This window comes from Herbidospora yilanensis, from assembly GCF_001570565.1.
In the GTDB taxonomy this organism is placed as follows: Bacteria; Actinomycetota; Actinomycetes; order Streptosporangiales; family Streptosporangiaceae; genus Herbidospora; species Herbidospora yilanensis.
The window spans coordinates 73,994-97,077 of sequence record NZ_BBXE01000017.1 but is presented as its reverse complement, the minus strand read 5'-3'; the positions used below and the strand labels follow the sequence as shown (position 1 = coordinate 97,077).

The window sequence follows — 23,084 nt, the reverse complement described above, 5'->3', positions numbered from 1 at the left end:
TCTGGGCCGGCTCGTGATCGGTGTTCAGGTTCGTCGGCTCGTCGGAGACGAATCGGCGGGTCCGTCTTGATGCCCGGCCTCTTCGGCCGGTCGGCGCACGGGACCGCGTGGCCGCTGACGGGGTTCGGGCGGCAGGCGTTAAATCGGTGGGAAACCGCGGGTGGGGACCGGCATGGTGGACGGCATGTTCTCTGATCGTCTGGCCGAAGGCCTGGCCGTTCCCGTCGAAGGGTGGGACTTCTCCTGGTTCGACGGGCGGGCCACCGAGCAGCGGGCCTCCTGGGGATACGCGCGGCTGCTCGCCGACCGGGCCGCCTCGGCGAAGGCGCTGCTCGACGTGCAGACCGGTGGGGGTGAGGTGCTGGCGTCCGTGCCGGTTCTGCCGCCGGTGGTGGCGGCGACCGAATCGTGGGAGCCGAATCTCGCCCTCGCCCGGCGGCGGCTCGGCGGCGCCGTCGCCCACGTCGCCGACGACGCCGACCTGCCCTTTCCCGACAGGCACTTCGATCTCGTCGTCTCCCGCCACCCCGTCGCCACCCGCTGGGACGAGATCGCGCGTGTGCTCACCCCCGGCGGTTGTTACCTGGCCCAGCACGTCGGGTCCGGGACGGTGCGCGAACTGACCGAGTTCATGATGGGCCCGGTCACCGGCCGCCGCCGTGACGGGGATGCCCGCACGACATATTCCGGCGTGGACGTCGTGTCTCTCGTGACCGCCGCCGAACGGGCCGGGCTGGACGTGGTCGACGTCCGGCACGAGGCGTTGCGGATGGAGTTCTTCGACGTCGCCGCCGTCGTGGTGTTCCTGCGCAAGGTCATCTGGACGGTCCCCGGGTTCACCGTCGACGCCTACCGCGACCGCCTGGAGACGCTGCACGACTTCATCGAGCGGCACGGGCCGTTCGTGGCCCACTCGCAGCGGATCCTCATCGAGGCGGTTCGCTGACCAGGGCCCGCGTCGCGATCTGCACCAGGGTGCCGAACCCGAACGCGGCGACACGTGGGTCGTGACCGGCAGGCCGCTCAAGTGGGGTTCGGCGCCGATCCGGGCGTTGACGGCCGGTCGGCGCCCGACGCCGTCGAGCGCCTGGGTCTAGCGCCCGGCCATGCCCGGCCCGACGCCTTCGCCGTGACCGAGAGCACCGACGAGCCGGCGGCCAGCACCAGGCAGACGGCGATCAGCCCCCCGATGAGCGGCCAGGGGATCACCAGCGGGACGTCGGCGTTCATCGCCTCGGCGAACGCGCCGCGGATGCCGAGCAGCGCGGGCAACGCGACCACCAGGCCCAGCCCGGCGCCGAGCAGCACCACGAGCGCCGACTCCGCCGCGACGATGCCGCGCGCCTGCCGGGGCGTCGCCCCCGACAGACGCAGCACCTCCAGATCACGGCCCCGGCCGGCGGCCGACATCACCATCGTGTTCACGATCGCCACTCCCGCGTACGCGGTGGACACCACGACCAGGAGCAGGGTCGCGACCCACACCAGCCGGTCTTCCTCGGCGTCGGCCTCGGCCGCGTAGGTCGCCACGTCGACGACCCGCGCCCCCGGACCAGGGTCGGGAGCCGCGCCGACGACGTAGGCCTCGTCGGCGAGGACCGCCGGGTCGTGCCGTCTCAGCAACTCCCGCGACACGAGCACGTCGGCGTCCGCGTCCCGGACGGTGCCAGCGACGGTCAGCCGCACCGAGGTGCCGTCTTCGAAGGACACCGGCAGCACCGCGCCCGGACGAAGCCCCCGATCCTCGGCCAGCCAGTCGGCCAGGAGGACCCGGTCGTCGTGGCGGAGCTGGTCGAGCGGGCCGGAGGCCTCACCGGCCCGCTCCAGGAGCTCCGGTGTGGCCCCGATGGTGCTCAGCGGGTCGCCGTTCGCCTCGAACACCGCGCTGAACAGGGACGACTCCCCGCCGGACGCATCGGTCAGGCCAGGTGTGCCGTCGGGCACGATGACCGCGTCGGCGCGGATCGTGGTGGCCCGGACGGCCGCGAAACCGGCGGCGGTCGTCTGCACCATCCCGGTGATCAGCACCGCGCACCCGATGGTGACCAGCACCGGCGTGGCCGTCGCGGCGGTCCGGCGGACCGCGGTTCTGGCGTTCTCCCGGACCAGCATCCCGACCGCGCCGCGCCCCCGGGTGAACGGCCACGACGCGTATCGCGCCACCGGCGGGACCACCACCGGCGACAGCAGCGCCAGACCGGCGATCACGCCCACCGCGGCGACCAGGCCCGACATCACGAACGCGCCCTCACCGTCCGAGCTCACCGCCGAGGCCACGCCCAGCGCGCACAAGGCCAGCCCGGTGATCCACCGCAGGCGCGGCATCGGACGGTCGTCGACCTCGGCCTCGCGCAGCGCCTCCAGGGGACCGACCCGCGCCGCCCGCCTCGACGCCGACCAGACCGCCACCAGCGTCAGCAGCACCCCGCCCGCGAACGACCCCGCCAGCGCGAGCGGCGACAGGCCGACCGCGAAGCCCGCCGGTTCGAACCCGACGTCGACCAGCACGGCGCCCAGCACCGGGGCGAGCAGCGCGCTGGCCACCACACCCGCCGCCGTCGCGGCGACGCCGACCACCAGCGCCTCGCCGTAGACCATGGCCCGGATCTGGCGCGGCGTCGCGCCGACGGCCCGCAGCAGCCCGAACTCCCGGCGCCGCTGCGCCACCCCGACGGCGAACGTCGACCCCACCACCAGGACGGACACGAGCGCCGAGAGCACGGCCATGCCGGTGAGGATCTGCATGCCGATCCAGCGGGTGCGTTCGTCGTCACGGGATTCCAGGACACTCCGGCCCTCGCCCGTGAGCACGTCGGCGAACCTGCCCGCCGCCTTCGCGATCGCGGTCACGTCGGCCCCCGGTTCGACGATCAGGCCGATCGCGCGCACTCCCGCCGAGAGGGGGGCCGCGTCGGCGTCGTTGAGGAAGACCCCCGGCCCGTCGACCGTGCCCGAGACGGTGTAGGTCACCGGGCCGCGCACCGTCAGCACCGGCACCCGGCTCCCCGGCGTCAACCCCGATGACCGGCCGGCGGCCACCTCGCCCGTTCGCGGCGCGGCCCCGGCCGTCAGCCGGTAGGGCGCCAGCATCGCCGTCGACCACGCGTAACCGCGTTCGGACGCCGCCGGTCTGCCGTCGATCACGGGCTGCGCGTAGAACGCGCGGTCGGGAACCGCCCGCGCGACCCCCGGGATCGCGGAGAGCTCCTTCAGCAGTGACGTGACCGTCTCGGGTGACCACGGGCGGTCGGGGGCGAAGCTGCCGTCTGCCCGCTCGGCCCTCGGCGCAGAGACGAACACGGGCGTGCCCGCCAGCCGGTCGGGCACTCTCGGTCCCGCCGAGGCCAGCGCCAGCACGCTCATCGACACCAGCGCCATGCCGAGGAACAGCACGACGAAACCGCCGGCGAACGAGTGCCACCGGTCTCTCACCGTCTCTCTCACCATCGCGAGGCTCACCATGTTCCCGCCATCCGGGCGGCGACGGTCTCGGCCGTCAGGGCGCCGGTGAACTCGTCGACGACGCGCCCGTCCTCCAGGAAGACCACCCGGTCGGCGTAGGACGCCGTCACCGGGTCGTGGGTCACCGTGATCATCGTTTGGCCGTGGTCGTCGACCAGGCGGCGCAGCATGCCGAGGACCTGGCGTGAGGTCTGGGTGTCGAGCTGGCCGGTCGGCTCGTCGGCGAACACCACGGCGGGCCTGGTGATCAGCGCCCGCGCGATCGCCACCCGCTGCTGCTCGCCACCCGACAGGCCGTTCGGCCGATGGCGGGCCCGATCGGCGAGGCCGACCTGGGCCAGCGCCTGGAGAACCAGCCCGGGGTCGGCGGGACGCCCGGCGAGGCGGAGCGGCAGCGCCACGTTCTGCTCGGCGGTCAATGACGAGACCAGGTTGAACGCCTGGAAGACGAACCCGATCCGCTCGCGCCGCAGCACGGTCAGGCCGTGTTCGTTCAGCGAGCCCAGGTCGGTGCCATCGATGACGACCGTTCCCCCGGTCGGGCGGTCGAGACCCGCGGCGCAGTGCAGCAGCGTCGACTTCCCCGACCCCGACGGGCCCATGATCGCCGTCAGGGTGCCCGCCTCGAAGCCGGCCGTCACCCCGTCGAGCGCCGCCACCGTTCCGTAGACGCGGCGTACCGCTTCCAATCGAACCTTCATGGCGTCAAGCGAAGCCGACCGGGTCGGGCCGGCGCATTGGTGCTGCGGCGAGGAGTGAGAGTAGTCCTGGCACTACCGTGCCGGTCCGGCTCGATCGGTTACGGTCGGGGCGTGCTGACCAGAACCGCGATGGCGGCGATGACGCGTCGGCCACTGGCGTTCCTGTGTTCGTCGTGGCCGTGGCGCGCGCTCGCCTATCTGCTGTGCAGCGCGGTCTACGCGGTGGCCGTGTGCCTGCTCATCTACACGGCCTATGTCTTCGGCGCCGGGACGGCGTTCGTCGCCGCTCTGCTCACCCTGATCGTGCTGGCGCTGCCGCTGGCGGCGTTCGAGCGGATGCGGATGCGGCTGGTCGACCGCACGCCCGCGGGCAATCCGCACGTGAAGCCGCCGGAATCGGGTCCGCGGTCCTGGCTCACCACACGCGTGCGGGAGCAGGCGACCTGGCGTGATCTCGGGTTCACGGTCGTCGCGCTGTCGGTGTTGTGCTGGATGGACCTCGGGCTGGTCTCATCGGCGTTCTGGTTGCCGCTGCTGCTGATGTCGGCGCCGTTCCAGCCGGGCATGCACTGGACCGACGGCCTGCCGCTGGTCGCGGCCGGCGTGTTGCTGGTGCCGCTGTCGGCCTACATGCTGGCGGCGTGGGCGGGCACCCGGGCCATGATCGCGCGGGCGGTCGTCGCGCCCGGCGACGCCGAGATCATCCGCTCGCGGGCGCGGCTGGTCGACGCGTTCGAGGCCGAACGCCGCCGCATCGAGCGCGACCTCCACGACGGCGCCCAGCAGCGGCTGGTGTCCCTCAGCATGAAACTCGGCCTGGCCCGCCTCGACCTGCCGCCCGGCTCGCCCGCCGAGGCCCAGGTCGCCGAGGCCCACGAGGAGGCCAAACGTGTGCTGGCCGAACTGCGCGAACTGATCCGGGGCATCCATCCCCAGGTGCTCACCGACCGGGGGCTCGGCGCGGCCGTCGAAGACGTGGCGGGGCGGTCGCCGGTCCCGGTCGACGTCGACGTGTCGCTTCCCGGGCGGTTGCCTCCGCCGATCGAGGCGGCCGCCTATTACGTCGTGTCCGAGGCGATGGCGAACATCGCCAAACACAGCGGGGCCCGGCACGGCTTCGTCTACGGCCGTCTCCACGAGGGCGCCCTCGTCCTGGAGGTCCGCGACGACGGCGTGGGCGGCGCCGACCCGGCCGCGGGTTCGGGCCTGGCCGGCCTGGCCGACCGTGTGGCCGTCACCGACGGCGTGATGAGCCTGTCCAGTCCGCGCGGTGGCCCGACCTTGTTACGGGTGGAGATTCCGTGTCCCGTATCCGGATAGATCGAGTGGTCATGGCGCGTCATCGCAGGCGGGTGACAAGGTCGGCCGCCCTGTCCTCGGTGGCCTTGGAGGTCGGGAAGGGGTGTTTCTCCGGTGGGCGGTTTCGCGGAGTTCCGGGTTCTCCGGTGACCCTGACGAGTCGGCCTCGAAGTGGCGTGTCCCGTGTCGTTGTGGAGGCCACCTACGGTCGGGCGCCGCATCTCCCCTGGCCGTCTTCGCAGGGCCCTGGCGGTGGTCCCGTGTCCCATCTCCCGGTAGCCGGGGCGAAGGTCCCTTTCGTGGAGGTCATGTGCCCCGTCTCCGGGTAGCTCTGGCCGAAGACGGCGTGCTCCTGCGTGAAGGGCTCGCCGGCCTTCTGGAGCGGTTCGGCCACGAGGTCGTCGCCGCGGTCGGCGACGGTGACGCGCTCATCGAGGCCGTGACCGCCCACGAACCCGACATCGTCGTCGCCGACGCCCGCATGCCGCCCGGCTTCTCCGACGAAGGCCTGCGCGCCGCGCTCGCCCTGCGCGCCACCCGTCCCCACCTCGCCGTTCTGGTGCTCAGTCAGTACGTCGAGCAGACCTACGCCGCCGAACTCCTCGACTCGGGCGGCGGCGTCGGCATCGGATATCTCCTGAAAGACCGCATCGGCGAGGTGCGCGAGTTCGTCGAGGCGGTCGAACACGTCGCGGAGGGCCACACGGTCGTCGATCCGGAGGTGGTGCGGCAACTGCTCAGCCGCCGCCGCGAACCGCTGGCCCGGCTGACCCCGCGCGAACTCGAGGTCCTCGGCCTGGTCGCCGAAGGCCGCTCCAACGCCGCCATCGCCCGCGCGCTGGTGGTCACCGAGGCGGCGGTCGCCAAGCACATCGCCAGCATCCTGGCCAAGCTCGACCTGCCCCCGGCCGAAGACGACCACCGCCGGGTGCTGGCCGTGCTGGCCTACCTCAGAGGCCGCTGATCCGGAGTTCCGGCGCTATCATTCCCTATCGTTCCCTATAATAGGGAATATGCAGCCCTATTCGGTCGAACAGGTAGCGAATCTGCTGGGCCTTCACGTCAAGACCGTGCGCAACTACGTCCGTGACGGGAAGCTGAAGGCGGTCCGCATCGGCAAGCAATATCGCATCACCCGTGAAGACCTGGAGGCCTTCACGGGCCGGCCGGTGGTCGCCGAGGCGGTGCGGCGGCAGCGGGCGGTCGAGGTGTCCAGCGTCGTCCAGGTCGACGCGATCAGCCGGGAGCGGACCGATCGGCTCTCCAACGCGCTGATCGCCGCCGCCAACAGCGGCGGCGGCGAGGGGAAGCTCCGGGTCGAGACCATCTACGACGAGGTCAGGGCCTCGTTGAAGATCATCGTGATCGGCGGGGTCGCCGACACCGCCGCGCTGCTCGCCATCGTCGACGCCCTCACCGAGGAGTGACCGTGCACTTCGTCCTGCCCGCCGACGGGCCCCCGATCGCCAGTGAGGCCGACGCGCTCGACGTCATCGGCGCGACCTTCGGGCAGGGGGTGACCTGGGTGGTCATCCCGGCCGAGCGGCTGCCCGCCGCCTTCTTCTCCCTGCGGACCGGGCTCGCGGGCGTGATCCTGCAGAAGTTCGCCCAGTACGGCTTCCGCCTGGCCGTCGTCGGAGACGTCTCCCGCCATGTCGCGGCCAGTGACGCCTTCCGTGACCTGGTCCGTGAATGCAACCGCGGCGACCAGACGTGGTTCCTGCCGACCCGTGAGGAGTTCGACGCCCGCGTCACGGCAGCCCGATGAGCCGCAGCGTGGCCGTGGTCGCCGCCGCCGCGATCACGATCACCGGGAACGGCGCCTTCCGGATGGCCAGCACTCCCGCCACCAGCACTCCGCCCGGCCGCGCCCATCCGGCGAACGACGAGGTCACGACCAGCGCGAACAGTAGAACGAGCGCGGCCAGCGACAGCAGGTCCTCCAGGCGGGGCGGAATCCGTACCCGATCCCGGAACAGAGGGCCGGCCAGCCGGAACGCCAGCGTCCCGGCGGCGAGCACCGCGATGGCGACGATCGGCATGTCCATGTTCAGGCCTCCTTCGGCCGGGCCGGCAGCCCCAGCAGCGACAGCGGCGCTGGCACCCGGGCGGGCGGGGTCGTTGGCATGTCCGTGTTCAGGGTTGCTTCGGCGGGGCCTGGCAGTCCCGGCGGGGGCAGCGGCGCTGGCATCCGGGTGGGCGGCGTCGTTGGCATGTCCGTGTTCAGGGTTGCTTCGGCGGGGCCTGGCAGTCCCGGCGGGGGCAGCGGCATTGGCATCCGGGTGGGCGGCATCGTCGGCATGTCCATTTCAGGCCTCCTTCGGCCGGGCCAGTAGCCCCAGCAGGGACAGCAGCACCGGCACCCCGGCGGGCAGCACCGTCGAAGCCGCCAAGGCGATCGCCCCGCCCGCCAGCACGGGCATGCGCACCCCGCGGTCGGACAGCGCGGGCATGATCAACGCCAGCAGCACCGCCGGGAACATCGCGTCCAGGCCCAGGGCGTCGGTGTCGCCGATGAAGGTCCCGGCCAGCGCGCCCACGACCACCGACACGTTCCACGCCGCGAAGAGCGCCAGGCCGCTGACCCAGAAGTAGTCGTGGCGTTCCCGTGCGTCCCGCCCTTTCAGGGCGAAGGCCACCGTCTCGTCGGTGATGAGCTGGGCGCCGTACAGGCGGCCCTTCACCGTGTCGGCGACGGCGAAGCCGAAGGGGAGGAGGCGGGCGTTCAGCACCAGGCCGGTCGCGACCGCGGCCACGGCGCCGCCGCCGCCCATCACGATGCCGATGGCGGCGAACTGGGCTCCTCCGGCGAACACGATCAGTGACATCACCACGGGGACCCACGGGTCGAAGCCGCCGGACACGGCGATCGCGCCGAAGGACGCCCCGACGATGGCGTCGGCCACGCAGACGAGGGCTATGTCGCGCAAAGCCGTTCGTGATATCGAACGCATGGCCATTAGGATGAACATAAACGGCAATGTTCGTCAAGGCGAACAATTAGACTTGTGGAGCGAACGGCTTGGACACCTCCGCCGCGTTGATCACGCTCATCGCCGCGTCGATACGGCGCGAACGCGACCGGGCCGGTCTGTCGCTGACCGAGCTCGCCAAGCGGGCCGGGATCGCCAAGTCGACGCTCTCGCAGCTCGAATCGGGCGCCGGCAATCCCAGCGTGGAGACGTTGTGGGCGCTGGCGGTCGCGCTGGGGGTGCCGATCAGCCGGCTCATCGATCCGCCCCGGCCGCACGTGCGGGTGATCCGGGCGGGGGAGGGGCCGGTCACGCACTCCGAGCGGGCCGACTACGCCGCGACGCTGCTGGCCTCGTGCCCGCCCGGGGCGCGGCGCGACCTGTTCCGCATCGACGCCGAGCCGGGGGAGGCGCGGGCGTCCGATCCGCACAACCCGGGCACGATGGAGCACGCGATCATCGGGCGGGGGCGGGCGCTCGTCGGGCCGACCGAGGGGCCCGTGGAGCTCGGGCCGGGGGATTACATCACCTACCCTGGCGACGTGCCGCATGTCTTCCGGGCACTCGAACCCCAGACCACCGCCGTGATCGTCATGGAGCACGTGTGATCGACCTGCGCTCCGACTGCGCCTCCTGCGCGGGGTTGTGCTGCGTGGAGCTGCCGTTCACCCGATCGGCCGACTTCGCCGCCGACAAGCCCGCCGGCACGCCCTGCGCCAATCTGACCGGCGACTTCCGCTGCCGCATCCACGACCGGCTGCTCGACAGCGGCTACCAGGGTTGTGTCACCTTCGACTGCTTCGGCGCCGGGCAGCGGGTCACGCGGGAGAAGCGCGACGTCGCGCTGTTCCCGCTGATGCGGCAGCTCCACGAGCTGCTGTGCTACCTCGACGAGGCCGGCCGGTACGGCCACGCCGCCGACCTGCGCGAGGAGACCGAGGCGCTGGCCGCGTCCCCGGTGATCGACGCCTTCGCGGTCGCCGAGTTGCGGGGGCGGGTCGGGGCGCGGCTCGGGGAGATCAGCGAGCAGGTGCGCGGGCCGGCCAAGGAGATGCGCCGTGACCTGGCGGGAGCCCGGCTGCGCGGGCACGACCTGCGCGGCGTGAGCCTGCGGGGGCGGCTGCTGATCGGGGCCGACCTGCGCGGCGCCGACCTCCGCGGGGCCGACCTGCTGGGGGCCGACCTGCGCGGGGCCGACGTGCGGGGCGCCGATCTACGGGGTGCGCTGTTCCTGACCCGTCCGCAGGTCGCCGCCGCCCGGGGCGACCGGGAGACCCGGCTCGACCTCGACCGGCCCGCCCACTGGCGCTGAGCGCATCCCCCGCCACTCGGGGCGCAGGCCGGTGAGGGTGGTGATCAGGAAGTAGGCCACGCCGCAGAAGACCAGCACCGGCACCAGGCCGGCGGCCGCCACCGCCGCGCCGGCCGCCAGGCCGCCGAGGGGCATGCCCGACCAGGCCACCGCGTCGCTGAGGGCGTTGACGCGGCCCAGCATCGCCCTCGGCACCCGTTCGAAGTAGATCGCGCCGATGATCGGGTTCAGGAAGCCGCTGCCGAAGCCGCCGATCGCGAAGACGGCGATGACCGCCCACAGCGGCACGTCGACCGCCAGGATCAGGAACCTCGGGGCGCCGATGACGAGGAAGCCGAGGAAGAAGACCATCCGGCGGGGCAGCCGGTGCGCGACCATCGCCGCGATCAGGGCACCGGCCACCGCCGAGACGCCCATGACGCTGGTGGCCAGGCCGATGGCGGCCGGGCCCCCGCCCGTCTCCTTCGCCCAGACCGGGAGGAGCAGGGAGGCGAAGGCGGCGTCCAGGAAGTTGGTGAGGCCGACCATGATCGTGATGGTCAGCATGAGGCGCTCGTTCCTCAGGAAGGCGAAGCCCTCGCCGAACCGGCGCCAGTAGCCGACCCTCGGGCCCGGCTCGGCATGGCGGTGGCCCATGTCCTTCGGCAGGACGGTGGCGATGATCACCGAGCCGAGGGCGAAGCAGGCGGCGTTGGCGATCAGGGCGACCATCGGGCCGGTCAGGGCCACCAGCGCGCCCGCGACCGCCGGGCCGACCGTGGAGGCCAGGCGTTCGGCGACGCCCGCGAGGCCGGCCGCCCGCTCCAGGGGGATGCGGCCGAGCTCCGCCGCCTCGGGGACCATGATCTCCTTGGCCAGGTCGCCCGGCCCGCGCACGGCCCCGATGACGGCGACGAGGACCAGCAGCAGGGGGAAGGACAACACGCCCGAGAAGTGCAGGATCGGGATCAGCATGGCCGCTCCGGCGCTGACCGCGTCGGTCCGCCACGACATCGTCCTGGGCCCCACCCGGTCGACGACCGGTCCGGCCAGGGCCTTGACCAGCACGTACGGAGCCAGCTCGCAGAACGCCACCAGGCCGGTCTGGGTCACGCTGCCGGTGGTGACCAGCACGAACCAGGGGATGGCGATCGCGGAGACGCGGGTGCCCGTGTGGGCGACGAGGGAGGCGGCGAACAGGCCCGCGACCGGGCGCCACGAGCGGCTCATGACGGCTCCGGCAGGGAGTGGATGACGATCACGACGCGTTCGGCGTCGTCGGGGGCTCCGGCGTCGGGGCCGTCGAAGCGGTAGCGGCCGACGACGGCGTGGAGTTCCTCGATCAGGCTGTGGGCCTCCTCGGGGGTCAGGCGCAGGGACCAGTCGCTGAGGTCGAAGACGTCGCGCCACGGGCCGGGCATCGTCTGGTGGGCGGACAGGGTGCGCTGGGCGCGCTGTCCCTGGACGTCGATCACCGACTGGAGGTACATGAACGCGGCCTCCGGTTCCTGGTCGGCCAGTTCCCGGCCTTCGAAGTGGGTGATGCGGTGGACCGCCCGCCACCAGCGCTCGCGGCCGTTGCCCCGGTTCACGTCCTCCTCCACGAACCCGCCGCCCGCGAGCTGGCGGAGGTGGTAGCTGGTCGCGCCGGAGGTGAGGCCCAGCCGGTCGGCGAGGCCGGTCGCGGTCTGGGGGCCGTAGAGCCGCAGCAGGCCGAGCAACTGCACGCGGACCGGGTGTGCCAGCGCGCGCAGGCCCTTGGCGTCGAGGAACACGGACTCGTTCATGCCGACCACCATAAACCGCAAAGAACTCTTTGCAAAGAACTCTTTGCGATTGGGGATGGCCGAAATCGGTACGCCACCGTAGGATCCGGGAGAAAGGGGATCATGCGCGCGTTCGTCATCACCGGCCCGTTCCAGGGCGAAGTCCTGGACGTCGAGCCGCCCGTGCCGGGGCCCGGCGAAGTGGTCGTCCGGGTCGAACGGGCCGGCGTGTGCGGCACCGACGCCGAGTTCTTCACCGGCGAGATGGCCTACCTGCACGACGGCCAGGCCCGCTACCCCCTCCGGATCGGGCACGAGTGGTGCGGTGTGGTGGCCGCCCTCGGGGCCGGCGTCTCCCGCGAGTGGCTCGGCCGCCGGGTCACCGGGGACACCATGCTCGGGTGCCAGACCTGTCACCGCTGTCTGGGCGGACGGCAGCACCTGTGCGCCGATCGGTTCGAGATCGGGATCCGGCACGGCCGCCCGGGGGCCCTGGCCGAATACCTGCCGGTGCCCGTTTTCGCCCTCCACGTCCTGCCCGACGCCGTCGGGCCCGCGCTGGGGGCGATGATCGAGCCGGGCGGGAACGCGCTGCGCGCCGTCCGGGCCGCCCGGCTGCGGGCGGGCGACCGGCTGCTGATCCTCGGGCCGGGCACGATCGGGCTGCTGGCGGCCATGTTCGCGGCGGCCGAGGGCGCCGAGGTCCACCTGCTCGGCCTGTCGACGGCGTTCGCCCGGTCGCTCGGCTTCGCCTGCCACACGGAGGTGCCCGACCTGCCGTTCGACGCGGTGATCGACGCCTCCAACGCCGCCCGCCTGCCCGCGCTGGCCGTCGAGAGGGTCGAACCCGGCGGGCGGGTGGTCTACATCGGCCTGGCCGGGGAGCCCAGCCTGGTCGACACCCGCGTGATCGCGCTGAAGGATCTGCGGGTGACCGGCGTGCTCAGCGCCTCAGGCGGCCTGGCCGGGACCATCGAGCGCTACGCCTCCGGCGCGGTCGACCCGACCCCGCTGATCGCCGCGACCGTCGGGCTCGACGACGTGGCCGGGGCGTTGACCGGGACATTGACAGGGACGTCGGCGGGGGAGCGGGATCCCGGTCAGCCCCCCAAGATCCACATCGACCCGTCGGCCCAGACCGAGTGCTCGTCGACGTAGGGCGCCAGCAGGCCCGCCAGCAGCCGGTCGCCCCGGCCGTGCAGCTCGTCGGCGGCGATGCCCCGGGCGATGCCGGCCAGCAGGTCGGCCACCTGGATGCGCGCGTCGAGATGGGATTCCACCAGCCGCAGCTCCTCCAGGGGGCAGGCCCGCTTCAGCAGGTCGACGCGTTCCTCGGTGAGGCTCGTCTGGCGGTCGTGGACGACCGTCACCGGGTGGCCCCGGCCCCAGTACTCCACCGCCCGAACGATCGCCGGCAGCAGCGGGTCGAGAGGCGCGGCGGTGCCCGGGTCGCGGGCCAGGCGCACCCGCAGGTCTTCGATCTGGGGGCGGGTCTTGGCCAGCCGGCGCAGCAGGTCGCCGGCCTCGCCGGGCGCCTGGGCCAGGTCGTCGACCAGGGCGAACACGTCGTCGATCGACCGGTCGGCGTAGGGGCGCATCAGGTCGTTGAAGCCCTCCAGCAGGTCCCGCCACCGGGTGCCGAAGGCCGCCGGGCCGAGCCGGTAGAGGCGGTCGCCGTCCTCGCCGATGAGGTCGGCGACGCGGCGGGTCATGTGGAGGGTCTTGTCGGTCAGGTGGACGTGGGCGCGGCCCTGGAGCGGACCCGTCGGGCCGAGCAGCCATTGGCGGGCCAGCCGGTGTTTGGCCCGCCGGATGACGAAGGCCTTGTATTCGGTGATGGGCGAGGGGGCGCGGCGCCGCACCTCGTCCATGCAGGCCTCGGCCTCGTCGAGGGTGAGCGCGACGCCGGCGTGGGCGAACACGTCGGTCACCCCGCCGATGAGCTTCTCGCCCTCCGCCCCCGACTCGTCACACCCGATCTCCATGCTGGCCATTAGACAATACGGGGCGTACTCCCCGCCTCCAGGTATGTGTCCGGTATGTGTATGGTGCCGCCCATGGACCAGCCCGAATGGTGGCGGCTCGAACGCCGCGCGGCCCGCGCCTGGCCGGCCGTCGACGTGGAGGAGAGGGACGGCTGGCTGCTCCGGCACACCCCCTCGGTGCCGCGCCGCCGCGTCAACTCCGCCCTGCCGCTGCCCGGATCGGCCCCGTCGATCGAGGCGGTCGAGCGCTACTACCGTGATCGCGGCCGGGCCGTCTGCGTCCAGGTCAGCCCGGCCGAGGTCCACACCGGCCTCGACGGCACGCTGGCCGCGCGGGGTTACCGCCGCGACGGCCCGACGCTGATCCTCACCGCCCCCACGTCGGCCGTCGCGGGCGAGGCCGCCTCGGTGGAGCGGGTCCGCGACCGGGCCCGCTGGCCGGAGGTCTTCGCGGCCCTCGACGACCGGGCCGGCACCGCCGGGGTGATCCTGCGCATCCCCGAACCGGTCGCCTTCTTCGCCGCGACCGTCGGCGGTGAGGTCGCCGGCATGGGGGTCTTCGCGGTGGAGGACGGCTACGCGGGCGTCTTCTGCATGGCCACCCGGCCCGATCACCGCCGCCGGGGGATCGCGTCGGAGGTGCTCGCGGCGGGCGCGGCCTGGGCCGAAGGGGAGGGCGCCCGGTGTCTCTACCTCCAGGTCGAGGAGGACAACCCGGGCGCCAGGGCCCTCTACGCCCGGCGCGGGTTCACCCCGTCCCACGCCTACCACTACCGGATCAGCGACTGAAGACCTCGTCGAGGACGCGCTCCACGAACTTCTGGAAGGTCGCCGCCTGGGACATCGCGGCGTCGTCCACGAAGGTGATCGACCCGGTCAGGGTGGTGCCGCCGTCGGGGGTGCCGTACATGAGCGTCGCGTAGCCCGACAGGCCGCCGTTGTGGTTGAGCAGGGCGCCGTCCCGCAGGACGAACAGGCCGAGGCCGTAGCCCGCCTTCGGGTGGGGGGTGCGCATCTCGTCCAGGAGCGGGGCCGGGAGGAGGCGGCCGCTCATCAGCGCCGAGAAGAACGTGTGCAGGTCCTCGGTGGTGGAGATCATGTCGCCGCCGGTGGAGATCCACGACGGGTTCTGGACGGTGACGTCGACCGTCTTCTCGGCCCCGTCCTCCTCGTAGCGGTAGTAGGCGTGGGCGTGCGGGCCGGGGATCTCCGTGTCGGCGCCCGGCAGGAAGGTGCCGGTCAGGCCGAGCGGGCCGAGGATCAGCCGGTGCGTCTCCTCGGCGAGCGAGCGGCCGGTGACCCGCTCGACCAGGAGCCGGGCCAGCACGTAGTTGGTGTTGGAGTAGCTCCAGTCGGCGCCCGGCTCGAACCGCGCGGGCCTGGCCAGCGCGAACCGCGCCAGCTCCTCCGGCGGGTACGTCCGGAAGCGGCCGTCCACCCACTCTTCGCCCAGCGCCGGGATGCCGGGGACGACCGTGCCGTCCTCGAAGTACTCGCCGGTGAAGTTGAACACCCCGCTGGTGTGCTGCAGCAGCATGCGCACCGTGATCCGGGGGTCGAGGCCGAAGCCGGGCAGGTGGCCGGCGACCGGGTCGTCCAGCCCGAACCTGCCCTCGGCGACCAGGCCCAGCACCACGGTCGCGGCGAAGGTCTTGGTGGCGCTGCCGATCCGGAACCGCCCGTCGGCCGGGGGACCCGCCGGCTCGCCCAGCCGGGCGACCCCGGCGGTGCCCACCCAGACCTCTCCCCGGTCGTGCAGGCGCAACTGCGCGCTGAGGATGCCGGCGCCGACGAGCTCGTCGATGGTCGCCTGAAGGGTGGCGGTGGTGGTGGACATCCGGTGCTCCTCGTGTTCGCGGTGATCGATGGGTCAACCGTCGCCGACCGCGCTGACATGGGACCGTCGTGGCACTGACACGCGGCGGCTACCGCAGCGGACGTAGCCGACGGGCCATCCCCGGCAGGACGCGCCGGGCCACGCCGGGCGGCGACGATCGGCCCATGAACACGGCATATCTGGGCGCGCGGCGGATCGTGACGCTGGTCCTCGCGGCCGCACTCCTCATTCAGGGCATCACCGCCGGGTTGCTGCTCGCCTCACCGGGCGGGCGCGGCATGCACCGGGCCAGCGCGATCCTGGTGCTGCTGGCGGCGCTGGCCTCTCTGGTGGTCTCGATCATGACGAAGGACCGGAAGGTGATCGTCCCGGCGGCGCTGACGCTGCTGCTGGTCTTCGTGCAGATGTACTTGGGATTCGCGCACTTCAAGGCGCTGCACGTGCCGATCGGCATGCTCATGTTCGGGGGCGTGGTCCACTCGCTGGGCTACCTCTATCCGGCCCGGCGGACCGCGTCGGCGGCGGCGTGAGGCTCACCCGGCGTGAGGCCCTGGCCACCATCGGCCTGGGCGGGTTCGCCCTGGTCACGGGGTGCTCGCTGCTGGCGGGCACCCCGGTGCCGCAGGTCCTGCGCAGCACCGCACCGCTTCCCGAACCGTTCGCCGTCCCGCTGCCCGTCCCGCCGGTGGCCCGCCCGGTCCGGCGCGGCGACGCCGACCACTACGACCTCACCGCCCGTCAGGCGGTCGCCGCCATCCTGCCGGGGCTGCGCACGCCCGTCTGGGGCTACGACGGCGTCTTCCCCGGCCCGACGATCGAGACCCGGCGCGACCGCAGGACGGTGGTGCGGCTCACCAACGGCCTGGCCGAGCCGACCGTGCTGCACCTCCACGGAGGCCACACCCCGGCGGCCTCGGACGGGCATCCGGCCGACCTCGTACTCCCGGGGGCGACCCGCGAATACGACTATCCGATGACGCAGCGCGCCGCCACGCTCTGGTATCACGACCACCGCATGGACCACACCGGCCCGCAGGTCTGGCGCGGCCTGGCCGGCCTGTTCCTGGTCCGCGACGACGAGGAGGACGCCCTGCCGCTCCCGAAGGGGGAACGCGAGATCCCGCTGGTGATCTGCGACCGCTCCTTCGCCGCCGACGGCACGATGCCCTACCCCGGCGTGCCGGGGAGGCCCGGCGCCAAGGAGGCCTACATGGGCGGGGTGCTGGGCGACGTCACGCTGGTCAACGGCGCGCCGTGGCCGGTGCTGAAGGTGGCCCGCGCCCGCTACCGGCTGCGGGTGGTCAACGCGTCGAACGCGCGGCCCTACGAGTTGTCGACCGGCGGCCCGATCGTCCAGATCGGCACCGACGGCGGCCTGCTGCCCGCGCCGAGAACCCTCGACTCGGTACGGCTCGCGCCCGGCGAACGGGCCGACCTCGTCGTCGACTTCGCCGCCCACCGGATCGGCGACCGCGTCGAACTGCGCGACCTCGCCGACGACGGCCGCGTCATGCGGTTCGACGTCGACCGCGACGCCCCCGACGACTCCGCGATCCCGGCCGTGCTCTCCCGCGTCGACCGGCTCGACCCGGCGTCGGCCACGGCGACCCGCGACTTCGAGTTCACCAGCGGCAACCTGCACGGCGGCACCGGCTGGCTGATCAACGGAAAGCCGTACGCCGCCGACCGGGTCGACGCCACGGTCAAGCTCGGCGCGACCGAGATCTGGCGCTTCACCAGCGACGTCAGCCACCCCATCCACCTCCACCTGGCGCACTTCCAGGTGATCGCCGACGGCACGCCGAACCCCGAGTGGAAGGACACCGTCGAACTGCGGGAGGCGCAGACCCTCGAAGTGATCGCCCGGTTCGACGGCTATCCGGGGCGGTACGTCTTCCACTGCCACAACCTCGAACACGAGGACATGGCCATGATGGCCACCTTCGACGTCATCCCCTGAACCGGGGCACCACCAGGCCCGACTCGTAGGCCGCGACCACGGCCTGCGTCCGGTCGCGCAGGCCCAGCTTGTTCAGCACCCGGCTGACGTGGGTCTTCACCGTCTCCTCGGTGACGGTCAGCCGGGCCGCGATCTCCGGGTTCGACAGCCCCTCGGCGATCAGCCGCAGCACCTGCGTCTCCCGGGGCGTCAGGCCCTCGACGGAGACCCTGGGCCGGAGCTGCGCGAACTCGCCGATGAGCCGCCGCGTGACCGTGGGCGCCAGCAGCGCCTCACCGGCGGCCACGACCCGGACGGCGTCGAAGAGGCGCTCGGCGGTGACGTCCTTGAGCAGGAACCCGCTGGCCCCCGCGCGCAGCGCGTCGTAGACGTACTCGTCGAGGTCGAAGGTGGTGAGGATGAGCACCCGGGCCTCCGGGGACAACCGCCGGGTGGCCTCGATGCCGTCCATCACGGGCATCCGGACGTCCATCAGCACCAGGTCGGGGGCGGTCCGGGCGCACACCCGGACCGCCTCCGCGCCGTCGGAGGCGGTGCCGACCACGGTGAAGTCGGGCTGGGTGGACAGCAGATCGGCGAACGCCGCCCGGACGACGGGGTGGTCGTCGGCGATGACGACGCGGATCACGCCGTCGCCCCGGGGAGGACCGCCTCGACCATGAACCCGCCGCCTCTCACCGCTCCGGCCCGCAGCGTGCCGCCCACCGCGCACGCGCGTTCCCGCATGCCCGCCAGTCCCAGCCCCTCGACCGGGTCGCCGAGCGCGGGCCCGTTGTCCCGCACCACCACCCGCAGCACGCCGTCGCCGTAGGCGAACTCCACGTCGACCGCCGCGCCCGGCGCGTGCCGCCGCGTGTTCGTCAGCGCCTCCTGGACGATCCGGTACGCCGCCAGTTCCGCCACCGGATCGAGGGCGATCGGCGTGCCGCGCAGGATGAGCCTGGTGGTGCCGCCGGAGGCGGCGCGGGCCGTGTCGACCAGCACGTTCAGCTCCCGCAGCCCCGGCTGGGGCGCCCGCTCCGGCTGCCCGGTGTCCTCGCGCAGGACGCCGAGCAGGCGGCGCATCTCGGTCAGCGCGCTCCGCGCGGTGTCGCCGATCGCGCGCAGCCGGTCGGCCCCGGCGGGCGGCAGGCCGGGGGTGGCCAGGCGGGCCGCCTCGGCCTGGACGGCGACCATCGAGATGTGGTGGGCCACCACGTCGTGCAGCTCCCGCGCGATCCTGGCGCGTTCACCGGCCGCGCTGCGGCGCAGCAGGCTCTCCTCGATGACGTCGCGCGCGGCGGCGGTCACCCGGGCCCTCCTCCTGGCCTGCCAGGCGATCCCGGCCAGGGCGGCGCTGGGGGCGAGCGCCGCCGCGACATGGGCGTGCCCGGTCAGCGCCAGCGCCAGGCACGGGACCGAGCAGGCCAGCGCCGGCCCGCCGGACGTCTCGCCCAGGCGGAACAGCGCGATCATGGTCGCCGCCAGGCCGGCGTACGCGGGCTGCCGGAAGGCCGTCACCGACAACACCGTGGCCACCGTGACCAGCACGGCGGCCGCCGCGCGCTGCGGCCACAACAACACCAGCGGCAGCGTCGTCGCCAGGCCCACCAACGCCAGGGCCATCGACTCGGACACACCCAGGACGAAGGCGGCCACCACGAGGAGAGCTGCGACGACACGCCCGTTCACGCAGGTCATTCTGCCCTTCCGGGGAGCGGCCGGCATCCCTCGTACGAGCTATCCCAAGACCGCTCCGGCGCGGGACGCCCCACCGCGGCACCGACCCTAGGGTTCCGGAGCATGGACGTGACCGTAGAAGTCAACGGGCTCCGGAAACGGTTCGGAGCGACGCGGGCCCTCGATGACATGACCTTCACCGTCAGGCCGGGCGTGGTCACCGGGTTCGTCGGCCCCAACGGGGCGGGCAAGTCGACCACGATGCGGATCGTCGTCGGCCTCGACCGGCCCGACGCGGGGTCGGCGCTGGTGGGCGGAGTGGCGTACCGGACCCTGAAGAGGCCCCTGACCCACGTCGGCGCCCTGCTGGACGCCGCGGCGCTGCAGCCGGGCAGGACCGCCCGGAACCACCTGCTCTGGCTGGCGCACTCGCAGGGCATCGGCGCCCGCCGGGTCGACGAGGTGATCGGGCTGGTCGGCCTCGAACCGGCGGCGCGGCGCAGGGCGGGCGGCTACTCCCTCGGGATGCGGCAGCGGCTCGGCATCGCGGCGGCGCTGCTCGGCGACCCGCCGGTGCTGCTGTTCGACGAGCCGTTCAACGGCCTCGACCCCGAGGGCATCGGGTGGATCCGCGGCCTGCTGCGGTCGCTGGCGGCCGGCGGACGCGCGGTGCTCGTGTCGAGCCACCTGATGGGCGAGCTCCAGGACGTCGCCGGGCACCTGATCGTCGCCGGTCGCGGCCGGGTAGTCGCCGACCGCGACGTGGCGGGCCTGATCGCGGCCGCCTCCGACGGCCGGGTGACCCTGCGCACGACCGCCCGCGAGGACGCCATGGAGGCGCTGGCCCGCGCGGGCGCGACCGTGACGGTGACCGGGAGCGACACGCTGACCGTGTCGGGGCTGCCGGGGGCCGCGACGGTGGCGGCGCTGACGGCGGCCGGGGTGCCGTTCGCCGAGGTGGGCGCCCACCGGGCGACGCTGGAGGAGGCCTACATGGAGCTCACCCGAGAGAGCGTGGAGTTCCGGTGATCCCGCTGCTGAGGTCCGAATGGACCAAGTTCCGCACGGTACGCGGCTGGATCGCCGGGTCGATCGTCGCGATCCTGCTCACCGCCGGCGTCGGCCTCCTGGGCGCGGCCGGGACGGTGCGCTCGTGCGAGGGACCGCAGGGGAACGTCTGCCCGGAGATCCCCATCGGGCCCGGCGGCCAGGCCGTCAGCGACCGGTTCTCCTTCTACCACCGGGCGCTCCCCGGCGACGGCGCGATCACGGTCAAGGTCACCGGCGTCAGCGGCGTCATCACCTACCCGCCGCCCGGCCACGACCAGATCGTCCCGGGCGTGGTGCCCTGGGCCAAGGTCGGCGTGATGGTCAAGCGCGACCTCACGCAGGGCTCCGCCTACACGGCCGTCATGGTCACCGGCGACCACGGCACCCGCGTGCAGGACGACTTCGTCAACGACCTCGCCGCCGGGCGCGACCCCTGGTTGCGGCTCACCCGCACCGGCGACGTGCTGACCGGCGCGACCTCGCCCGACGGGACGTCATGGCGGACGGTCTCCTCCACGCGCCTCGCCGGACCGGCGGTCATCGGGTTGTTCGCCACCTCGCCCTGCGACGTCACCCTCGGCCAGGGCTCCCTCGGCGGGGTCGTCGGCGCCTGCCGGCTCACCAACGTGACCGGGAAGTTCGAGCACATCGGCGTCGAGGGGGCGGCCGGGCCGTGGACCCACGACGACGTCGGGGCCGAACCCGGCGCGCCGTCGTTGTCGGTCGGGTCGGCGCGCGACTGGGGGAGCACGATCCAGCTCACCGGCTCGGGCGACATCGCCCCGGCGGGCATCGACGGCGGCGCGGTCATCGAACGCACCCTCAGCGGCGCGACCATCGGCCTGATCGCCGTGATCGTCGTCGGGGTGCTGTTCGTGACGGCCGAATACCGGCGCGGCCTGATCGGCGCGACGCTGGCCGCCAGTCCCGGCCGGACCGGCGTCCTGCCCGCCAAGGCCGTCGTGGTCGCGGCGGTGACGTTCGCGGGCGGGCTGGTCGCGGCGGCGGTCGCGGTGCCGATCGGCCTGCGGCTGATGCGCGACCGGAACAACGCCATCGCGCCGGTCACCACGCTCACCGAGGTCAGGGTGATCGTCGGCACGGCGGCGCTGCTGGCGGTGACGGCCGTGCTGGCCCTCGCCCTGGGGGCGCTGTTCCGGCGCAGCGCGGCGGCGGTCATCACCACGATCATGCTGGTCCTGCTGCCGCAACTGCTCGCCACGGCCTCGGTGATCCCGGCGCCGGCGGCCGAGTGGCTGCTGCGGCTCACCCCGGCGGCCGGCTTCGCCATCCAGCAGAGCATCCCCGCCTATCCGCAGGTCGAGGACTACTCCATCCCGGCGCTCGGCTACTACCCCCTGCCGCCGTGGGGCGGCTTCGCGGTGACCTGCCTGTACGCGGCGGCGGCCCTCGCCGCGGCCGTCGTGACGCTGCGCCGGAGGGACGCGTGACGGCGATCCGGTCGGAGTGGACCAAGTTCCGCACCCTCCCCGGCCTGCCGTGGCTCGTCGTCCTGCTGGTCGTGGTGACCGTCGGGGTCGGGGCGGCGGCCGCCGCGCTCGTGCCCTGCTGCGACGTGCTCCCGTCGCGGGTGTCCCTCGCGGGCGTCCTGGCCGGGCAGGTCGCCGCCGTCGCGCTGGCGGTCGGCGTCGTGTCGGGGGAGTACGCCACCGGCATGATCACCACGAGCCTGCTCGCCGTGCCGGGCCGGGGGCGGCTGCTCGCCGCCAAGGCCCTGCTGACGGGAGGCCTCACGCTGGCCGGGGCGCTGGTGGCGATCCCGGTGTCGGCGGCGGTCGGGCCCGGCGCCACGCCGACGGCCGTGGCCGGGTCGATCGTCTACCTCGTCCTGGTCTCGCAGCTCGCCGTCGGGGTGGCCGCGCTGGTCCGCGACCCGGCGGTGGCGATGGGGGTCACACTGGGCGTCCTGTACGGATTCCCGCTGGTCGCCCGCATGGTCCAGGATCCCGCCTGGCAGGAGCGGCTGGTCTGGATCTCGCCCATGGAGGCGGGGCTGGCGGTGCAGGGCGGGCTGGAACCCGTCGGCACCTGGGCCGGGCTGGCGGTGCCGGCGGTCTGGGCGGCGGTCGCGCTCGCGGCCGGCCGGGCGCGGGCGGGCCGGGCAAGGCTCACCGGGCCTTAAGACGGCCGTCACCCGGGCGGCGCGAACCAGACAGGCGGGGCTGGTGCCATCGTCGCGCACGCGTCCTCCCGCCGGGCGCTCGACCGCACCAGACCCCGTGAGCGCAGGGAGCCGGCATGCGCTATCTCCGTTACGTCGCCGTCGGCGACAGCCAGACCGAAGGCCTCAACGACGGCGACGAGTCCGCGGGTTACCGGGGCTGGGCCGACCGGTTCGCCGAGATGCTCGCCGTCCACCATCCCGGCCTCCAGTACGCCAACCTCGCCATCCGCGGCCACCGCACCCGCCACGTCAGGTCGGTGCAGCTCGGTCCCGCCCTGGCGATGAAGCCCGACCTGGTCTCCGTCATGGTCGGCATGAACGATCTGGTCCGTCCCGGATTCGACGTCGACGCGGTGATGGCCGACCTCGACGCCGTCTACGCCGCCTTCGCCGACGCTGGGGCGACCGTCCTCACCTTCACCTATCCCGACGTGACCAGGATCTCCGCGATGACCCGCCACCTGCGGCCCAGGCTGCTGGAGTTCAACCGGCGCATCCGCGAGTCGGCGCGGCGCCTCGGGGTGATCGTGGTCGACACGGAGTCCTGCGAGATCGGGGTCGACCCGCGGCTGTGGTGCCGCGACCGCGTCCACGCGACGCCTCTCGGTCATTCGCTGATCGCGGCGGGCGCGGCCCACGCCCTCGGCCTGCCGGGCGCCGACGACTCCTGGGCCGCGCCGCTGCCGCCGCTGGAGCCGCCGAACCGGCTGGCCCGTTGTCGCGCGGAGGTGGTCTGGGTGGTCACCTTCCTCGGCCCCTGGCTGATCCGCCGCCTGACCGGCCGCTCGTCCGGGAACGGCCGCGACGCCAAACGCCCCGCCCTCGCCGACGTCGTCTCCGGCCCAGCCTGATCACGCATTCCGGCAGACCGATAACCGGGACCTCGGTCACGGCGCATACCGGTGGAAATCTATCCG

General features: G+C 73.3%; 25 protein-coding genes. 15 read left to right on the top strand and 10 right to left on the bottom strand.

Going from position 1 to position 23,084, the window contains the following annotated elements:
* Window positions 1–184 precede the first annotated feature (184 nt).
* Window positions 185–946, top strand: coding sequence for a class I SAM-dependent methyltransferase (locus tag AW273_RS10165; protein WP_062347974.1), 762 nt, complete (start codon window positions 185–187; stop codon window positions 944–946).
* A 77-nt stretch (window positions 947–1,023) separates the two neighbouring features.
* On the opposite strand, the gene AW273_RS10160 is transcribed toward AW273_RS10165, so the two are convergent.
* Both AW273_RS10160 and AW273_RS10155 read right to left on the bottom strand, forming a co-directional pair.
* Complete coding sequence (locus AW273_RS10160; protein WP_198168096.1) at window positions 1,024–3,432, bottom strand: FtsX-like permease family protein; 2,409 nt, start codon at window positions 3,430–3,432, stop codon at window positions 1,024–1,026.
* A 23-nt stretch (window positions 3,433–3,455) separates the two neighbouring features.
* The gene (locus tag AW273_RS10155; protein ID WP_062347565.1) at window positions 3,456–4,163 is read right to left on the bottom strand and encodes an ABC transporter ATP-binding protein; all 708 of its coding nucleotides are present in this window, start codon (window positions 4,161–4,163) and stop codon (window positions 3,456–3,458) included.
* A gap of 111 nt (window positions 4,164–4,274) precedes the next feature.
* Between AW273_RS10155 and AW273_RS10150 the strand changes: the two genes are divergently transcribed.
* The 4 genes from AW273_RS10150 (at window position 4,275) to AW273_RS10135 (ending at window position 7,230) form a co-directional block, all read left to right on the top strand.
* Entirely contained in the window at window positions 4,275–5,483 is a 1,209-nt protein-coding gene (locus AW273_RS10150) for a sensor histidine kinase (protein WP_157555676.1), read from the top strand.
* A 289-nt stretch (window positions 5,484–5,772) separates the two neighbouring features.
* The gene (locus tag AW273_RS10145) at window positions 5,773–6,426 is read left to right on the top strand and encodes a response regulator (protein WP_062347563.1); all 654 of its coding nucleotides are present in this window, start codon (window positions 5,773–5,775) and stop codon (window positions 6,424–6,426) included.
* 49 nt (window positions 6,427–6,475) lie between these two features.
* The gene (locus tag AW273_RS10140; RefSeq protein WP_062347561.1) at window positions 6,476–6,889 is read left to right on the top strand and encodes a helix-turn-helix domain-containing protein; all 414 of its coding nucleotides are present in this window, start codon (window positions 6,476–6,478) and stop codon (window positions 6,887–6,889) included.
* Window positions 6,890–6,891: 2 nt separating this feature from the next.
* Window positions 6,892–7,230 carry a DUF4180 domain-containing protein gene (locus AW273_RS10135; RefSeq protein WP_232327258.1) on the top strand — a complete coding sequence of 113 codons (339 nt, stop codon included), beginning with the start codon at window positions 6,892–6,894 and terminating at the stop codon, window positions 7,228–7,230.
* Here the strand turns inward: AW273_RS10135 and AW273_RS10130 are convergent.
* Both AW273_RS10130 and AW273_RS10125 read right to left on the bottom strand, forming a co-directional pair.
* Window positions 7,214–7,510: an AzlD domain-containing protein gene (locus AW273_RS10130; protein ID WP_062347558.1), complete on the bottom strand. Its 297-nt coding sequence runs from the start codon at window positions 7,508–7,510 to the stop codon at window positions 7,214–7,216. The genes AW273_RS10135 and AW273_RS10130 overlap by 17 nt on opposite strands.
* 261 nt (window positions 7,511–7,771) lie before the next feature.
* Window positions 7,772–8,392, bottom strand: coding sequence for an AzlC family ABC transporter permease (locus AW273_RS10125; RefSeq protein WP_232327257.1), 621 nt, complete (start codon window positions 8,390–8,392; stop codon window positions 7,772–7,774).
* 92 nt (window positions 8,393–8,484) lie between these two features.
* On the opposite strand from AW273_RS10125, the gene AW273_RS10120 reads away from it, so the two are divergent.
* Window positions 8,485–9,042, top strand: coding sequence for a helix-turn-helix domain-containing protein (locus AW273_RS10120; RefSeq protein WP_062347556.1), 558 nt, complete (start codon window positions 8,485–8,487; stop codon window positions 9,040–9,042).
* The gene (locus tag AW273_RS10115) at window positions 9,039–9,746 is read left to right on the top strand and encodes a pentapeptide repeat-containing protein (protein WP_062347554.1); all 708 of its coding nucleotides are present in this window, start codon (window positions 9,039–9,041) and stop codon (window positions 9,744–9,746) included. Before AW273_RS10120 ends, AW273_RS10115 begins: the two co-directional genes overlap by 4 nt.
* Here the strand turns inward: AW273_RS10115 and AW273_RS10110 are convergent.
* Entirely contained in the window at window positions 9,648–10,955 is a 1,308-nt protein-coding gene (locus AW273_RS10110; protein WP_062347552.1) for an MFS transporter, read from the bottom strand. The genes AW273_RS10115 and AW273_RS10110 overlap by 99 nt on opposite strands.
* Window positions 10,952–11,512 carry an ArsR/SmtB family transcription factor gene (locus tag AW273_RS10105; RefSeq protein ID WP_198168095.1) on the bottom strand — a complete coding sequence of 187 codons (561 nt, stop codon included), beginning with the start codon at window positions 11,510–11,512 and terminating at the stop codon, window positions 10,952–10,954. Before AW273_RS10105 ends, AW273_RS10110 begins: the two co-directional genes overlap by 4 nt.
* Before the next feature lie 102 nt (window positions 11,513–11,614).
* Here AW273_RS10105 and AW273_RS10100 point away from each other — a divergent pair, with 102 nt between their 5' ends.
* Complete coding sequence (locus AW273_RS10100) at window positions 11,615–12,649, top strand: zinc-dependent alcohol dehydrogenase (RefSeq protein ID WP_062347548.1); 1,035 nt, start codon at window positions 11,615–11,617, stop codon at window positions 12,647–12,649.
* Here AW273_RS10100 and AW273_RS10095 read toward each other — a convergent pair.
* Window positions 12,592–13,476, bottom strand: a complete 885-nt coding sequence (locus tag AW273_RS10095) for a DUF3800 domain-containing protein (RefSeq protein ID WP_232327255.1) — start codon at window positions 13,474–13,476, stop codon at window positions 12,592–12,594. The genes AW273_RS10100 and AW273_RS10095 overlap by 58 nt on opposite strands.
* A gap of 72 nt (window positions 13,477–13,548) precedes the next feature.
* On the opposite strand from AW273_RS10095, the gene AW273_RS10090 reads away from it, so the two are divergent.
* Window positions 13,549–14,265 (top strand): GNAT family N-acetyltransferase, encoded by a 717-nt coding sequence (locus AW273_RS10090; RefSeq protein ID WP_198168094.1) that lies wholly within the window; start codon window positions 13,549–13,551, stop codon window positions 14,263–14,265.
* On the opposite strand, the gene AW273_RS10085 is transcribed toward AW273_RS10090, so the two are convergent.
* Window positions 14,255–15,313, bottom strand: a complete 1,059-nt coding sequence (locus AW273_RS10085) for a serine hydrolase domain-containing protein (protein WP_062347541.1) — start codon at window positions 15,311–15,313, stop codon at window positions 14,255–14,257. The two genes, AW273_RS10090 and AW273_RS10085, sit on opposite strands and share 11 nt — an antisense overlap.
* A 164-nt stretch (window positions 15,314–15,477) precedes the next feature.
* Between AW273_RS10085 and AW273_RS10080 the strand changes: the two genes are divergently transcribed.
* Together AW273_RS10080 and AW273_RS10075 are read left to right on the top strand one after the other, a co-directional pair.
* The gene (locus AW273_RS10080) at window positions 15,478–15,843 is read left to right on the top strand and encodes a hypothetical protein (RefSeq protein ID WP_062347538.1); all 366 of its coding nucleotides are present in this window, start codon (window positions 15,478–15,480) and stop codon (window positions 15,841–15,843) included.
* Window positions 15,840–17,273 (top strand): multicopper oxidase family protein, encoded by a 1,434-nt coding sequence (locus AW273_RS10075; RefSeq protein WP_062347536.1) that lies wholly within the window; start codon window positions 15,840–15,842, stop codon window positions 17,271–17,273. Before AW273_RS10080 ends, AW273_RS10075 begins: the two co-directional genes overlap by 4 nt.
* On the opposite strand, the gene AW273_RS10070 is transcribed toward AW273_RS10075, so the two are convergent.
* Window positions 17,263–17,901, bottom strand: a complete 639-nt coding sequence (locus tag AW273_RS10070; protein WP_062347535.1) for a response regulator — start codon at window positions 17,899–17,901, stop codon at window positions 17,263–17,265. The genes AW273_RS10075 and AW273_RS10070 overlap by 11 nt on opposite strands.
* A complete protein-coding gene (locus AW273_RS10065; RefSeq protein WP_198168093.1) occupies window positions 17,898–18,944 on the bottom strand; it encodes a sensor histidine kinase in 1,047 nt (348 codons plus the stop codon). The genes AW273_RS10070 and AW273_RS10065 overlap by 4 nt, the downstream gene beginning before the upstream one ends.
* 111 nt (window positions 18,945–19,055) lie before the next feature.
* Between AW273_RS10065 and AW273_RS10060 the strand changes: the two genes are divergently transcribed.
* The 4 genes from AW273_RS10060 to AW273_RS10045 all read left to right on the top strand — a co-directional run bounded on the left by AW273_RS10060 (window position 19,056) and on the right by AW273_RS10045 (window position 23,018).
* The gene (locus AW273_RS10060; RefSeq protein WP_062347531.1) at window positions 19,056–19,961 is read left to right on the top strand and encodes an ATP-binding cassette domain-containing protein; all 906 of its coding nucleotides are present in this window, start codon (window positions 19,056–19,058) and stop codon (window positions 19,959–19,961) included.
* On the top strand, window positions 19,958–21,433 hold the full coding sequence (locus AW273_RS10055; protein WP_062347529.1) for a DUF1349 domain-containing protein: 1,476 nt from the start codon (window positions 19,958–19,960) through the stop codon (window positions 21,431–21,433). The genes AW273_RS10060 and AW273_RS10055 overlap by 4 nt, the downstream gene beginning before the upstream one ends.
* Window positions 21,430–22,125, top strand: coding sequence for an ABC transporter permease (locus AW273_RS10050; protein ID WP_062347528.1), 696 nt, complete (start codon window positions 21,430–21,432; stop codon window positions 22,123–22,125). The genes AW273_RS10055 and AW273_RS10050 overlap by 4 nt, the downstream gene beginning before the upstream one ends.
* A gap of 116 nt (window positions 22,126–22,241) precedes the next feature.
* The gene (locus AW273_RS10045; RefSeq protein WP_062347526.1) at window positions 22,242–23,018 is read left to right on the top strand and encodes an SGNH/GDSL hydrolase family protein; all 777 of its coding nucleotides are present in this window, start codon (window positions 22,242–22,244) and stop codon (window positions 23,016–23,018) included.
* The last annotated feature ends 66 nt before the right edge of the window (window positions 23,019–23,084 follow it).